This is a genomic window from Streptomyces endophytica (assembly GCF_026153355.1).
GTDB classification, from domain to species: domain Bacteria; phylum Actinomycetota; class Actinomycetes; order Streptomycetales; family Streptomycetaceae; genus Streptomyces; species Streptomyces endophytica.
In genome coordinates this window covers 1,475,056-1,490,549 of sequence record NZ_CP110636.1, presented here as the reverse complement: position 1 = coordinate 1,490,549, position 15,494 = coordinate 1,475,056, and the positions used below count along the sequence as shown (strand labels likewise).

Below are 15,494 nucleotides of genomic sequence, written 5' to 3'. Positions count from 1 at the left end.
GCTCAGAACACCTTGTCCGGCTTGCCCTTCCCGTACAGCCACGCGTCGAAGAGGGGCTTCAGGTCCACGTCCGTGCGGGCCTGGCAGAAGGCGATGTAATCCTTCGAATCGGCGTTGGAATAGCGGTACTTGGCCGGCCACTCCTTCAGGATCCGGAAGAACGTCTTGTCACCCACGGCCCTGCGGAGCTGCTGGAGCAGCATCGCGCCGCGCTCGTACACGGCCGTGCCGGTGACGTTCTTCGCGGCGCCCGGGCGGCCCGGCGGGAAGTCCCAGCGCTCGTTGTGCGGGTCGTCCTTGTAGAGCGCGTCGAACTGCTGCTGGGGCGTCTTGCCGCCCTCGTGCTCCCCCCACAGCCACTCGACGTACGTCGCGAAACCCTCGCTGAGCCAGGTGTCCTGCCAGGTCTTCGGCGTCACCGAATCGCCGAACCACTGGTGCGCCATCTCGTGCACGACGGTCACGGTGTCCGGCGCCCCGGCGTAGACCGGCTTGGTCTGGGACTCCAGCGCGTACCAGTCGATCCGCGGCGGGGTGTGGTCGACGATGGCGCCCGCCGAGGCGAACGGGTACGTCCCGAACAGCCCGCTCTCCCACTTGATGATCTCCGGCAGCCGGGCCAGCGGCTTCCGGCTCGCCGCGGCCTCCGCCGGGTCCACCGCGACGTACAGCGGCAGCCCGCTCGGCGTGCGGGAGGTGTGGACCTCGAACGTGCCGATGGTGGCGGTCGCCAGATAGCTGGCCATCGGCTCCGGGTTGTGCCAGGTGAACGTGGCCTTCCCCTTGGACACCTTCTCCGACCGCAGCTCCCCGTTGGCGACGGCCGTGTAGCGCCGCGGAACGGTGATGGTGAAGTCGTAGGTGGCCTTGTCCTCCGGGTGGTTGTTGCCGGGAACCACGTCATCGCACCGGCCGGCTCCCCCGACACGAACGCCCCGTCGGGCGTCTTGACCCAGCCCTCCGTCGACCCGTCCGGGTCCTTCAGCTCCTGCGGCGTGCCCGCGTACTCGACGGTGGTACGGAACCGGGTGCCCTTCGCGATCCCCACCGGCGGCTGCACCGTGAGCTTGTGGCCCTTGCGGGAGAACGACGCGTCCTTGCCGTCGACGCGGACCGCGGACACCCGCAGCCCCTCCAGGTCCAACTTGAAGGAGCGCAGGTCCTGGGTGGCCCGGGCGGTGATCTCCGCGGTCGCGTCCAGATGCTTCCGCTTGACGTCGTAGGCCAGGTCGAGGCCGTAATGCCGTACGTCGTAACCACCGTTCCCGAGCGCCGGGAAGAGCGGGTCGCCCACCCCGCCACTGCCGCCGTCCCGGTGGCGCTCAGGGCGGCACCGGTGCAGGAGGACAGCAGCAGGGCGACGGACAGCGCGGCGGTCGCCCCGCAGCGACGAAGGGGCCGGCGGTTCACAGCGCTCCTCGGGGTCGATGGTCACCAGCTCCTGACCCTACGGTCATTTCCGCCGGAACGCCGCTCTGTTGTTGTAAGGGCCCTTCGATGCCGTAAGGCCCGATAGCTGCCGTAACGGTCCGCCGGTGCCGTAACGCTCCGCCGGTGCCGCAACGGCCCCGTAGCTGCCGCAACGGCCTCGTCGGTGCCGCAACGGCCTCGTCGGTGCCGCGATGACCTTCTGCCGCCGTAGGGCCCCGCTGCCGGCGGTATCGGCTCGTCGGGGGCCTACGGGACCACGGCTCTACGGCTCTACGGCTCTACGGCTCTACGGCTCTACGGCTCTACGGCTCTACGGCCCTACGGCCCTACGGCCCTACGGGCTACGGATCTACTGGTTCACGGGCTTACGGGCTTATGGGCTTATGGGCTTATGGGCTTACGGCGCCACGGACGGCGTGGTCCGCCGCGCCGTCCCATCCGTCCCATCCGTCCCGTCCGGCCCGCGGCGCTGCTCCTCCCAGTTGCCGAGCGCGGCCGCACACGCATGATCGAGATGGCGCAGCCCGGACAGATCCAGCTCGATCTCCCGGTCCCGGGGCAGCGCCTCCAGCTGGTCCAGCAGCTTCGGCAGCCGCAGGAACGTCGCATGGCCCACGGCCCGCACCCGGATCGGCCCACTGCCCTCCAGGCCGGTCACCTCCAGGTGCACCTGCGAGGTCGCCCACGCCGACTTGGCGACGGCCAGCAGCAGCCCGAGCAGCACCCCCTCGAACATATTGGTGGCCACGATCGCCACCGCCGTCGCCGCCAGCACCACGGCCTCGCCCCGGTGCTCCCGCCACAGCGGCCGCAACGTCCTCACCGGCAGCAACTTCCATCCCGCGTGCACCAGTACGGCCGCGAGCGCCGCGATCGGAACGATGCCCAGCGCCGCCGGGAACGCCGCCGCGAACACCAGCAGCCAGACCCCGTGCAGCACCCGCGACGCCTTGGTCCGCGCCCCCGCCTGCACATTGGCGGCACTGCGTACGATCACCGCGGTCATCGGCAGCGCGCCGAGCAGGCCGCACACCGTGTTGCCCGCGCCCTGGGCCAACAGCTCCTTGTCGTAATTCGTCTTCGGCCCGTCGTGCAACCGGTCCACCGCCGCCGCGCTGAACAGCGACTCGGCGGAGGCGATCAGCGCGAAGGCGAGCACGGTGCCCAGCACCCCGGCCACCGCACCGGCCTCCACCAGCCGGGCGACATCCGCCCCGCCCGGCGGCTGGACCACCTCCAGCAGCCCGGAAACCTCCACCCGCGCCACCGGCAGATCCAGCACCGCCACGGCGACGGTGGCCAGCGCCACCGCGACCAGCGGCGCGGGCAGCACCCGCGCAGCCCGCCGCCACTTCGGCCAGAGCACCAGCACCGCCAGCGTCGACGCCCCGACCGCCAGTGCCACCAGCGCCGGGTCGGACCCGATGGTGTCCACCGCGAGGTCCGGCAGCCCGCCCAGGTTCGCCGGCCCGTTGCCCGGCGCCTTGGCGTCCACCAGCGCGTACAGCTGCCCGGCGATCAGCACCAGCCCGATGCCCGCCAGCATCCCCTGGACGACCGCGACGGAGATCGCCCGGAACCAGCGCCCCAGCCGCAGCGCCCCCATCACCAGCTGCAGCACCCCGGCGCTCAGCACCAGGACGCCCAGCGCACCGAGCCCGTACTCCTGCACGGCCTCGTAGACCAGCACGGTCAGCCCCGCGGCCGGCCCGCTGACCTGCAGACTGCTGCCCGGCAGCAACCCGGTGAGCAACCCGCCGACGATCCGGTGACCAGCCCCAACTCAGCCGGCACCCCGGACGCCACGGCCACCCCGACACACAGCGGCACGGCGACGAGGAACACCACGAGCGAGGCGGTGACATCGGCCCGGACATGGGACGGCCGCGCCGCACGGGGCGCCCGCGCCACACGCGCCTCATGAGGCCGTGCGACGTCGTGCCGTGAAGGTCGTGAAGGTCGTGAAGGCCGCGAGGGCGAGTCCTTCCGGGACGACGTGCCCTGCCGGAAGGAAGTGTCCTGCCGGGACGACGTGCCCTGCCGGGACGACGTGTCCTGCCGCGGTGATGCGCCCTGCTGGGATGACTGGGGTGACGTGTCCTGCCGGGACGATATGGACGGCTGGACGGAACGTCCGCGACGTACTCGGAACCTACGCATGAGATGCCTCCAGCGAATCGGAACGCGGCGGCCCAGCACACGGACACACACGGCAGGCACGAACCAGGACGGCCGGATACGGGCACGAGGCCGCGCACGGGCGCGTACGGGTCCGCACCGGCACGCGCGAACCGCGCGGCAGGCGCCATGAAGGGTGCGGAGCGATGACGGCTGGATTCCGTCGAATGCGCGGGCCGGGGGAGGGCCCTGGGGCAGCTCTCTGCTCTCAGCTCTCAGCAGCGGAAAACGAGGTGGTGGACCGGCAGTTCACCCGATCGCGACAACGGCACGGCCTGACGCCCTGTCAGCGGCGCAGTGATCGCCGTCCCGCCCTCAACGGTCCGCACGGGCGCGGCAACCGACACCGCGTTCCCCGACGGCACGGGAGCACACAGCGAACCGGAGGACCGCCCACCCCGCCGCCCCGGACAACGCCCCCGGGCCGCCTGCGGATGCTCGAACCCCTCCCCAACCACCGGCCCCTCAGCAACCGTTCGCCGAGACTCAACCACTCGCCCAGACTCAACTGTTCGCCCAGACTCGGCCGCTCGTCCGAACTCGGCAGAACGCCCCGACTCGGCAGATTGCCCCGACTCGGCATATCGCCTTGCCTCAGAACCGTCCACGCGCCCGGATTCACCGACGGTGTAGCCGCCCGCATCCGGCTCCCCGTGCCCGGCCGGCGAGGCCGAAGCGCCCCGCCCGCCCGCCCCGTATACACCCGCGCCAACGGAGGAAAGCGAGCCCAACGCCGGTACGAACGCCACAACGAGGCCCACGACAACGATCACGACGATCAACAGGAGCCGGCCGAGGCCGCCGACCCGGATCTTCGCCATCGTCGCCCCTTCCGGCGCGGCTGGACAGGTCACCCCATTGTGTCGAGCCTCAGCCGCCAAGCCGCCACTTATCAGGTAACCACCCTGTAAACGCGGAGTTATCCAACAGGACGGAATGGTTCCGTTCGCGCCAGCGCCCGCCGGCGCACCCCACCCACCCCCACACGCCACCCCGCACCCCACTTCCACCCCCACTCCGGCCCACCCTCACTCCGGCCCACCCTCACTCCGGCCCACCCCCACTCCGGCCCGCAACGCCCCAGGTAGCCCCCGGCCCCGGAACGCCCACCCAGCTCCACCCCACCCCACCCCCTCTCACTCTCTGCTACTCTCAACAGGAACTAATCACTCTCCGTAATTGTTGCCAGAATAAGGAGGCAGCGGCGCCGGCCCAGAGGCACCCCCGCAGCCACCCCCAACCGAAGAACAACCGAAGAACGCTCAACCAAAGACGCACCGACGCATCACCCCACCCCCCCCGCCCCTCACACCCCACCCCAGCCCTCACACCCCACCCCTCACACCCCCACCCCAGCCCTCACACCCCACCCCTCACACCCCGACCCCAGCCCTCACACCCCGCCCCTCACACCCCGACCCCAGCCCTCACACCCCACCCCTCACACCCCGACCCCAGCCCCAACAACCGCCCCAGCCCACAACCGCCTCCACGAACCGCCCGCCGCACCGCCACCCCGCCGCCGACGTACGCCCCGCCACCCCACCCCGCCGCCCCGCCCCCAGCGCCCCAGCCCCCTCCCGCATCCCCACACCCCCGCCCTGCCGTCCCCCCCACCTCTGCCTACATCACGTGTCACGTGCCCATGCCACGTGTCACGCGCCGGCCACCGGCCAGGCGCGGCCCGTGCCGCGGTCCACCCAGCGGAACGCGCCGCCGCCGGCCAGCCCACGGTGCGAGGATGACGGACGACAGCACGCACACGGGTGGCAGCGGTCAGCGGCGGACCAGCGGGCGGACCACAGGCACAGTCACCCCGCCACCGCCACCGCCCCCCCCGGCCACCACACGCACGCACCAGAACAAGCAGCACCGGCACAGCGCAGCGGAAAGGCGAACCGGCACCATGACCCAGAAGGTCGCAGTCCTCGGCACCGGAAAGATCGGCGAAGCCCTCCTCAGCGGAATGATCCGCGGCGGCTGGGCCCCCTCCGACCTGCTGGTCACCGCCCGCCGCCAGGAGCGTGCCGCCCAGCTGCACGACCGTTACGGCGTCGAAGCGGTCAGCAACGCCGAGGCCGCCAAGTCCGCCGACACCCTGATCCTCACCGTCAAGCCCCAGGACATGGGCACCCTGCTCCGCGAGCTGGCCCCGCACGTGCCCGCCGACCGCCTGGTCGTCAGCGGCGCGGCCGGCATCCCCACCTCGTACTTCGAGGAGCGCCTGGCCGCCGGCACCCCGGTCGTGAGGGTCATGACGAACACCCCGGCCCTGGTCGACGAGGCGATGTCCGTCATCTCCGCCGGCACCCACGCCACCGCCGCTCACCTCACCCTCGCCGAGGAGATCTTCTCCACCGTCGGCAAGACCCTCCGCGTCCCCGAGAGCCAGCAGGACGCCGCGACCGCCCTCTCCGGCTCGGGCCCCGCGTACTTCTACTTCCTCGTCGAGGCCATGACAGACGCCGGCATCCTGCTCGGCCTGCCCCGCGACAAGGCCCACGACCTCATCGTCCAGGCCGCGATCGGCGCCGCCGTGATGCTCCGCGACAGCGGCGAACATCCGGTCAAACTCCGCGAGAATGTCACCTCGCCGGCCGGCACCACCATCAACGCCATCCGCGAACTGGAGAACCACGGCGTCCGCGCCGCCCTCATCGCCGCGCTCGAAGCCGCCCGCGACCGCAGCCGCGAACTGGCCACCGGCAACGGCTGACGGGTCCCCCCCCGCCACCCTTGTCACTGTGGGCCCCGGCAACGAGGTGCCCGCCCCCAAGGGCGGGCACCCGAATACCTACGCCTTACGCCCCAGGCCCTTAAACCCCCACGCCCCTAAACTCCCACCCCATAGCCCGATAAGCCGCGTCCACCCGTGGCTTCGCCAAGCCGCGGGCCCGGTCGGCTCCGGCGCGCAGGACGTCGTCGACGTACGCCGGGTCGGCCGCCAATTCCGCATGGCGTTCGCGTAGCGGTCGCAGGGTTTCCACCACCGCGTCCGCCACGTCCTTCTTCAGGGCCCCGTACGACGCGTAGCCCTCGGCCAGCCGCTCCGGATCCCCGTCCGTACAGGCGGCCAGCACATCCAGCAGGTTCGCGATGCCCGGCCGCGCCTCCGGCTCGTAGACGACGTCATCGCCGCCGTCGGTCACCGCCCGCATCACCTTCTTCCGCACCACCTCCGCCTCGTCCAGCAGAAAGACGGTCCCCGCCGTCGGGCGTGCGACTTGCCCATCTTCGACGTCGGTTCCTGCAGATCCATCACCCGCGCGGCAACCCGCGGAGGCATCGCCTTCGGTACGACGAAGGTCGCCCCGTACCGCTGGTTGAACCGCACCGCGAGGTCCCGGGTCAGCTGCACGTGCTGGGTCTGGTCGTCCCCGACCGGCACCTCGTCCGTTCCGTACGCGAGGATGTCCGCCGCCATCAGCGTCGGATACGTCAGCAGCGACAGCCGCACACTTCCGCCGCGTGCCTGCTCCCGCGCCGCCTTCTCCTTGTACTGGATCATGCGCCGCATTTCCCCGTCGGTGGCGGTGCACTCCATCAGGTACGCCAGTCGCAGATGCTCATCCACCTGGCTCTGCACGAAGACCGTGCACAGCTCCGGGTCCAGCCCCGCCGCCAGCAGCAGCGACGCGGCCTGCCGGCTCAGCCGCCGGACCCGCGCCGGACCGTGTTCCACGGTCAGCGCATGCAGATCGACCACGCAGAACAGCGTGTCCGCCCGGTGCTGGTCCTCCGCCACCCACCGCCGCACCGCCCCGAGATAGTTCCCCAGCGTCAGATGCCCCGTCGGCTGCACCCCGCTGAACACCCGCACGCGTCCGCCGCGCCCCCGCACCAGGTCGCCCCCGGCCACGCAGGCCTGCTCCCGCACCAGTTCCTTCATCCGTCATCTCTCCCGATTCCCGCACTCCCGGAGCTCCCGGGGTGCGCATCGAGACCGCCGAACTCGCCGGCCGGCTACGAGAAGCAGAAACGCGAACGGCCGCCGAAGCGGCGGCCGTGGTCATGCATGCGCTGTGGTCGGCCGCCGTCAGGCGGGCCACCACTGCTGTACGAGCGCATGCGTAGTCATGCCGCCCAAAGTACCGGGCAAATCCGCGCCCGGCACGGGTTTGAAGCACCTCACCCGCTCGTGTAGTGTTCTCCGAGTTGCCACGGAGCCGAACGGCCCCAGGCGACCATCCCGCCGCCTCGCGGCACACCACTACTGCACGGTCCCTCACCGGGAACAATTTCGGCATGCCGAAATTCGGACCGCGGCGCGATTATGCGTCGACGAGGAATTCCGCTAACGTAGTGGACACGCCGAAAGGCGCGGCAAAACCCCCTCCGACGGGGAATCGGAAACGAATTCGGACCGGTCAACGGAACGAACAAGGTCTGATAGAGTCGGAAAGGCCGAAAAGCGAAAGCGAAGCGGCCGAGCCCGCTCCAACAGGGCACCGGAGACGGAAACGGATCTGGTAAGGTTGGAACCGCGAAGAAGCCGAAAGGCCGAAACGCACCGGCGAAAATCAGGACCGCGAGGATCTGATAGAGTCGGAAACGCAAGACCGAAGGGAAGCGCCCGGAGAGCCTGGTGAAACAGGCACAAAGGAAGCGTCCGTTCCTTGAGAACTCAACAGCGTGCCAAAAGTCAACGCCAGATATGTTGATACCCCGTCTACCGGACCGGATGGTCTGGTGACGAGGTTCCTTTGAAGAAAAACACAGCGAGGACGCTGTGAACCGAGGGATTATTCCTCCCTCTGGTTCCGCTCAACGCGAGTGTTCACCGGGAGTACCCGGAAGCATTCACGGAGAGTTTGATCCTGGCTCAGGACGAACGCTGGCGGCGTGCTTAACACATGCAAGTCGAACGATGAACCTCCTTCGGGAGGGATTAGTGGCGAACGGGTGAGTAACACGTGGGCAATCTGCCCTTCACTCTGGGACAAGCCCTGGAAACGGGGTCTAATACCGGATACGACACGGGGTCGCATGACCTCCGTGTGGAAAGCTCCGGCGGTGAAGGATGAGCCCGCGGCCTATCAGCTTGTTGGTGGGGTGATGGCCTACCAAGGCGACGACGGGTAGCCGGCCTGAGAGGGCGACCGGCCACACTGGGACTGAGACACGGCCCAGACTCCTACGGGAGGCAGCAGTGGGGAATATTGCACAATGGGCGAAAGCCTGATGCAGCGACGCCGCGTGAGGGATGACGGCCTTCGGGTTGTAAACCTCTTTCAGCAGGGAAGAAGCGAAAGTGACGGTACCTGCAGAAGAAGCGCCGGCTAACTACGTGCCAGCAGCCGCGGTAATACGTAGGGCGCAAGCGTTGTCCGGAATTATTGGGCGTAAAGAGCTCGTAGGCGGCTTGTCGCGTCGGATGTGAAAGCCCGGGGCTTAACCCCGGGTCTGCATTCGATACGGGCAGGCTAGAGTTCGGTAGGGGAGATCGGAATTCCTGGTGTAGCGGTGAAATGCGCAGATATCAGGAGGAACACCGGTGGCGAAGGCGGATCTCTGGGCCGATACTGACGCTGAGGAGCGAAAGCGTGGGGAGCGAACAGGATTAGATACCCTGGTAGTCCACGCCGTAAACGTTGGGAACTAGGTGTGGGCGACATTCCACGTCGTCCGTGCCGCAGCTAACGCATTAAGTTCCCCGCCTGGGGAGTACGGCCGCAAGGCTAAAACTCAAAGGAATTGACGGGGGCCCGCACAAGCAGCGGAGCATGTGGCTTAATTCGACGCAACGCGAAGAACCTTACCAAGGCTTGACATACACCGGAAAACCCTGGAGACAGGGTCCCCCTTGTGGTCGGTGTACAGGTGGTGCATGGCTGTCGTCAGCTCGTGTCGTGAGATGTTGGGTTAAGTCCCGCAACGAGCGCAACCCTTGTTCTGTGTTGCCAGCATGCCTTTCGGGGTGATGGGGACTCACAGGAGACTGCCGGGGTCAACTCGGAGGAAGGTGGGGACGACGTCAAGTCATCATGCCCCTTATGTCTTGGGCTGCACACGTGCTACAATGGCCGGTACAATGAGCTGCGATACCGCGAGGTGGAGCGAATCTCAAAAAGCCGGTCTCAGTTCGGATTGGGGTCTGCAACTCGACCCCATGAAGTCGGAGTTGCTAGTAATCGCAGATCAGCATTGCTGCGGTGAATACGTTCCCGGGCCTTGTACACACCGCCCGTCACGTCACGAAAGTCGGTAACACCCGAAGCCGGTGGCCCAACCCCTTGTGGGAGGGAATCGTCGAAGGTGGGACTGGCGATTGGGACGAAGTCGTAACAAGGTAGCCGTACCGGAAGGTGCGGCTGGATCACCTCCTTTCTAAGGAGCATCTAGGCAGCCGCAAGGTTGTCCAGAGCCATAACGCAGGCGAATGTCCTGCGGTGGTTAGCTCATGGGTGGAACGTTGACTACTCGGCACGGTCGGTTGGGATCATTAGTACTGCTTCGGCGTGGAACGTGAGTTTTCAACTGGTCGGGTCGGGCACGCTGTTGGGTATCTGAGGGTACGGACTGTGAGTCTGGACCTTCGCGATGCCGGCCCCAGTGAACTCAGCCTTCGGGTTGGGGTGGTGGGTGGCTGGTCGTTGCTTGAGAACTGCACAGTGGACGCGAGCATCTGTGGCCAAGTTTTTAAGGGCGCACGGTGGATGCCTTGGCACCAGGAACCGATGAAGGACGTGGGAGGCCGCGATAGGCCCCGGGGAGCTGTCAACCGAGCTTTGATCCGGGGGTGTCCGAATGGGGAAACCCGGCAGTCGTCATGGGCTGTCACCCGCTGCTGAACACATAGGCAGTGTGGAGGGAACGCGGGGAAGTGAAACATCTCAGTACCCGCAGGAAGAGAAAACAACCGTGATTCCGGGAGTAGTGGCGAGCGAAACTGGATGAGGCCAAACCAGTCACGTGTGATACCCGGCAGGGGTTGCGTGGTTGGGGTTGTGGGATCTCTTTTCTGCAGTCTGCCGGCTGTGGGACGAGTCAGAAACCGTTGATGTAGGCGAAGGACATGCGAAAGGTCCGGCGTAGAGGGTAAGACCCCCGTAGCTGAAACGTCAACGGCTCGTTTAAGAGACACCCAAGTAGCACGGGGCCCGAGAAATCCCGTGTGAATCTGGCGGGACCACCCGTTAAGCCTAAATATTCCCTGGTGACCGATAGCGGATAGTACCGTGAGGGAATGGTGAAAAGTACCGCGGGAGCGGAGTGAAATAGTACCTGAAACCGTGTGCCTACAAGCCGTGGGAGCGTCGCGTTGAGTCTTCGGATTCAACGTCGTGACTGCGTGCCTTTTGAAGAATGAGCCTGCGAGTTTGCGGTATGTTGCGAGGTTAACCCGTGTGGGGAAGCCGTAGCGAAAGCGAGTCCGAATAGGGCGTTGAGTAGCGTGCCCAAGACCCGAAGCGGAGTGATCTAGCCATGGGCAGGTTGAAGCGGAGGTAAGACTTCGTGGAGGACCGAACCCACCAGGGTTGAAAACCTGGGGGATGACCTGTGGTTAGGGGTGAAAGGCCAATCAAACTCCGTGATAGCTGGTTCTCCCCGAAATGCATTTAGGTGCAGCGTCGTGTGTTTCTTGCCGGAGGTAGAGCACTGGATAGGCGATGGGCCCTACCGGGTTACTGACCTTAGCCAAACTCCGAATGCCGGTAAGTGAGAGCGCGGCAGTGAGACTGTGGGGGATAAGCTCCATGGTCGAGAGGGAAACAGCCCAGAGCATCGACTAAGGCCCCTAAGCGTGTGCTAAGTGGGAAAGGATGTGGAGTCGCAGAGACAACCAGGAGGTTGGCTTAGAAGCAGCCACCCTTGAAAGAGTGCGTAATAGCTCACTGGTCAAGTGATTCCGCGCCGACAATGTAGCGGGGCTCAAGCACACCGCCGAAGTCATGTCATTGCGATATTACTCCTAACGGGGATCGTGATGGGTAGGGGAGCGTCGTGTGCCGGGTGAAGCAGCCGTGGAAACGAGTTGTGGACGGTTCACGAGTGAGAATGCAGGCATGAGTAGCGATACACACGTGGGAAACGTGTGCGCCGATTGACTAAGGGTTCCTGGGTCAAGCTGATCTGCCCAGGGTAAGTCGGGACCTAAGGCGAGGCCGACAGGCGTAGTCGATGGACAACCGGTTGATATTCCGGTACCCGCTTTGAAGCGCCAAACATTGAATCAGGCGATGCTAAGTCCGTGAAGCCGCCCTGAGCTCTTCGGAGCGTAGGGGAGTGGTGGAGCCGACGAACCAGACTTGTAGTAGGTGAGTGATGGGGTGACGCAGGAAGGTAGTCCAGCCCGGGCGGTGGTTGTCCCGGGGTAAGGGTGTAGGCCGTGTGGTAGGCAAATCCGTCACACGTTAAGGCTGAGACCTGATGCCGAGCCGATTGTGGTGAAGTGGATGATCCTATGCTGTCGAGAAAAGCCTCTAGCGAGTTTCATGGCGGCCCGTACCCTAAACCGACTCAGGTGGTCAGGTAGAGAATACCGAGGCGTTCGGGTGAACTATGGTTAAGGAACTCGGCAAAATGCCCCCGTAACTTCGGGAGAAGGGGGGCCATTGCTGGTGATGGAATTTTCTTCCTGAGCTGGTGGTGGCCGCAGAGACCAGCGAGAAGCGACTGTTTACTAAAAACACAGGTCCGTGCGAAGCCGTAAGGCGATGTATACGGACTGACGCCTGCCCGGTGCTGGAACGTTAAGGGGACCGGTTAGTCATGATTCGTCATGGCGAAGCTGAGAACTTAAGCGCCAGTAAACGGCGGTGGTAACTATAACCATCCTAAGGTAGCGAAATTCCTTGTCGGGTAAGTTCCGACCTGCACGAATGGCGTAACGACTTCTCGACTGTCTCAACCATAGGCCCGGTGAAATTGCATTACGAGTAAAGATGCTCGTTTCGCGCAGCAGGACGGAAAGACCCCGGGACCTTTACTATAGCTTGATATTGGTGTTCGGTTCGGCTTGTGTAGGATAGGTGGGAGACTTTGAAGCATCAACGCCAGTTGGTGTGGAGTCATTGTTGAAATACCACTCTGGTCGTGCTGGATGTCTAACCTGGGTCCGTGATCCGGATCAGGGACAGTGTCTGGTGGGTAGTTTAACTGGGGCGGTTGCCTCCTAAAGGGTAACGGAGGCGCCCAAAGGTTCCCTCAGCCTGGTTGGCAATCAGGTGTTGAGTGTAAGTGCACAAGGGAGCTTGACTGTGAGACTGACGGGTCGAGCAGGTACGAAAGTAGGGACTAGTGATCCGGCGGTGGCTTGTGGAAGCGCCGTCGCTCAACGGATAAAAGGTACCCCGGGGATAACAGGCTGATCTTCCCCAAGAGTCCATATCGACGGGATGGTTTGGCACCTCGATGTCGGCTCGTCGCATCCTGGGGCTGGAGTCGGTCCCAAGGGTTGGGCTGTTCGCCCATTAAAGCGGTACGCGAGCTGGGTTTAGAACGTCGTGAGACAGTTCGGTCCCTATCCGCTGTGCGCGTAGGAGTCTTGAGAAGGGCTGTCCCTAGTACGAGAGGACCGGGACGGACGAACCTCTGGTGTGCCAGTTGTCCTGCCAAGGGCATGGCTGGTTGGCTACGTTCGGAAAGGATAACCGCTGAAAGCATCTAAGCGGGAAGCCTGCTTCGAGATGAGGGCTCCCACCTCCTTGAGAGGGTAAGGCTCCCAGTAGACGACTGGGTTGATAGGCCAGATATGGAAGCCGGGTAACCGGTGGAGTTGACTGGTACTAATAGGCCGAGGGCTTGTCCTCAGTTGCTCGCGTCCACTGTGTAGGTTCTGAAGTAACGACCGTTGAGTCATGCTCCGGTTGGTTAACTTCATAGTGTTTCGGTGGTCATAGCGTTAGGGAAACGCCCGGTTACATTTCGAACCCGGAAGCTAAGCCTTTCAGCGCCGATGGTACTGCAGGGGGGACCCTGTGGGAGAGTAGGACGCCGCCGAACAAATTTTGATAAAGCCTCGCCCCGAGTTGAAGTAATTCAACTCGGGGCGAGGCTTTTTTGCGTTCTGGGGCGTCGTGGCGTTCCGGGGGCGTCGTGTGGATGGGGGACGGGCGGTCGGTGGGCCTGGGCGTGGGGCGTGGGGGCAGGTCGTGGGCCTGGTCCGGTCGGTGTGACGTAGATCGTTGTTGTGATTCTAGGTCGCGTGACCTAGTCTCGGGGTTGTGGACGATGACATCCAGCTTGATGTGACGGGCCCGGTTCTTGTGGTGGGTGGCTACGGGACCGTAGGCGGGGACTTGGCGCGGCTGGCGGCTACTTCGTGGCCGTTGCTCCTGACGGGGCGTACGCCGGAACGTGGGGCGGCGCTGGCCGAGGAGGTCGGTGCGGCGGTGCGGCGGTGGGATCTGAGTGATCCGGAGCCGTTCTCGGCGAAGGTGCGGGCCGTGATCAGCACGGTGAACGACCCTGAGGACCGGGTGCTGTTGGCGGCGATCCGGGGTGGTGTCCCGTATGTGGACATCACGCGGTGGACGGCGCGGCTGCAGCGGGCGGTCGCGGTGGCGGCGGTGAACCCGCCGAAGGCGCCGGTGCTGCTGTCGTCGAGCTGGATGGGCGGGGTGACGGCGCTGGTCGCGGCCGCGCTGGCGGCCGAGGTCGGCGGGGCGTCGGCGGTGGAGATCGCGATCCGGTACGACCTGAAGGACCGGGCGGGCACGGACTCGGTGGAGTTCATGGACCGGCTGGGGCTGGACTACGAGGTGACCGAGGGCGGGCAGCGGCGGATGATCATGCCGCTGTCCGGGGCCGGTCATGTGGCCATCGGGGAGCACCGGACGAAGGTCGCGCGGATCGACACGCCGGAGCAGTTCACGCTGCCGCTGGTGCTGGGGGTGGACACCGCCCTCACGCGGATCGGGTTCAGTGCCAACTCGTCGACGTCGACGCTGCTGGCGCTGAAGAAGACCGGGTTCTTCCGGTGGGGGCGTGGCGAGAAGTTCCAGTCGACGCGGCGGTCGATGCTGTATTCGCCGGGTGAGGGCGGCAGCGCGTGCCTGCGGATCGATGTGCGCGGGCGGGGCGGTGAGCGGCGTACGGCCGTGCTGACGGATCCGGCCGGGCAGGCTCATCTCACCGCGCTGGGCGGGCTGTTGGGGCTGCGTCGGGTGCTGGGTGAGGACGGGGCGGCCGCGCCCGCGGGGTGGTGTTCCCGGAGATGACGCCGGTGCCGCAGGACGTCGTGGCGGCGCTGGAGAAGGCCGGCGTCGGGGTTGAGGTGTCATGAGCGAGGAGAAGGACGGCGGGGCCGGTAAGGGCTCGACGCTGACGCGGCAGGGGAGTATCCGGCGGACGAGTCTGCTGGACGCGGCCGAGGCCGTGCTGGTGGCCAAGGGGTCGGATGCCTCGTTGCGGGCGATCGCCGGTGAGGCGGGGGTGCGGGTCGGGCATCTGCAGCACTATTTCCCGACCCGGGCCGATCTGATCAAGGCCGTGCTGGAGCGGGCGCTGGAGCGTTCGCTGGAGCGGCTGGCGGAGACGACGGGGCTGCGGATGGTGCGGGACGACCCGTCGGCCATCGAGCTGCCGGCGGGGCAGGCGAACCCCGACGAGGTGGTGGGGGTGGTCCTCGCCGAGCAGGAGGATCCGCAGCTGGTCCGGCTGTATGTCGAGGTGTGGGCGCTGGCGGCGCGGGACGACGAGATCGCCACCGTGGTGCGGGAGTTCTACCGGAAGTACGTGGCCCATGTGGAGGCGTACGTCCAGCAGGGGCGGCCGGACTGGCCGGGTGAGTTCTGCCGGGCCCGGGCCGAGACGTTCGTGGCGCTGGTCGAGGGGGCGGCTCTGATGCGGTCGGGGATCGCCGGCAGCCGGTCGTCGTCGATGGATGCGCAACTGGCGCAGTTTGCCGTGCAATTGCTCCGGGACTGAGCGTTCCGGGCCAA

At 66.0% G+C, this 15,494-nt stretch carries 2 protein-coding genes, 3 rRNA genes and 4 pseudogenes; 6 read left to right on the top strand and 3 right to left on the bottom strand.

The annotated features are described in order from the left end of the window. Nucleotides 1-2: 2 nt before the first annotated feature. Nucleotides 3-1,410: pseudogene (locus OJ254_RS31465) on the bottom strand (M1 family metallopeptidase). Between the two features lie 418 nt (nucleotides 1,411-1,828). Further along, nucleotides 1,829-3,342: pseudogene (locus OJ254_RS06745) on the bottom strand (SulP family inorganic anion transporter). A gap of 2,173 nt (nucleotides 3,343-5,515) precedes the next feature. Between OJ254_RS06745 and proC the strand changes: the two are divergent. Further along, nucleotides 5,516-6,325: a pyrroline-5-carboxylate reductase gene (gene proC, locus OJ254_RS06740; protein WP_265361637.1), complete on the top strand. Its 810-nt coding sequence runs from the start codon at nucleotides 5,516-5,518 to the stop codon at nucleotides 6,323-6,325. 100 nt (nucleotides 6,326-6,425) lie between these two features. On the opposite strand, the pseudogene trpS reads toward proC, so the two are convergent. Continuing rightward, a pseudogene (gene trpS, locus OJ254_RS06735) lies at nucleotides 6,426-7,498 on the bottom strand (tryptophan--tRNA ligase). A gap of 910 nt (nucleotides 7,499-8,408) precedes the next feature. Here trpS and OJ254_RS06730 point away from each other — a divergent pair. The 5 genes and pseudogenes from OJ254_RS06730 to OJ254_RS06710 all read left to right on the top strand — a co-directional run bounded on the left by OJ254_RS06730 (nucleotide 8,409) and on the right by OJ254_RS06710 (nucleotide 15,480). After that, nucleotides 8,409-9,936: ribosomal RNA gene (locus OJ254_RS06730) — 16S ribosomal RNA — on the top strand. A gap of 302 nt (nucleotides 9,937-10,238) precedes the next feature. Further along, nucleotides 10,239-13,361: ribosomal RNA gene (locus OJ254_RS06725) — 23S ribosomal RNA — on the top strand. 76 nt (nucleotides 13,362-13,437) lie between these two features. Further along, nucleotides 13,438-13,554: ribosomal RNA gene (rrf, locus tag OJ254_RS06720) — 5S ribosomal RNA — on the top strand. The 16S, 23S and 5S rRNA genes sit together here, the layout of an rRNA operon. 221 nt (nucleotides 13,555-13,775) lie before the next feature. Next, nucleotides 13,776-14,836 (top strand): annotated as a pseudogene (locus OJ254_RS06715) (saccharopine dehydrogenase family protein). Then, nucleotides 14,833-15,480 carry a TetR/AcrR family transcriptional regulator gene (locus tag OJ254_RS06710; RefSeq protein ID WP_265361636.1) on the top strand — a complete coding sequence of 216 codons (648 nt, stop codon included), beginning with the start codon at nucleotides 14,833-14,835 and terminating at the stop codon, nucleotides 15,478-15,480. The pseudogene OJ254_RS06715 and the gene OJ254_RS06710 overlap by 4 nt, the downstream one beginning before the upstream one ends. Nucleotides 15,481-15,494 lie beyond the last annotated feature (14 nt).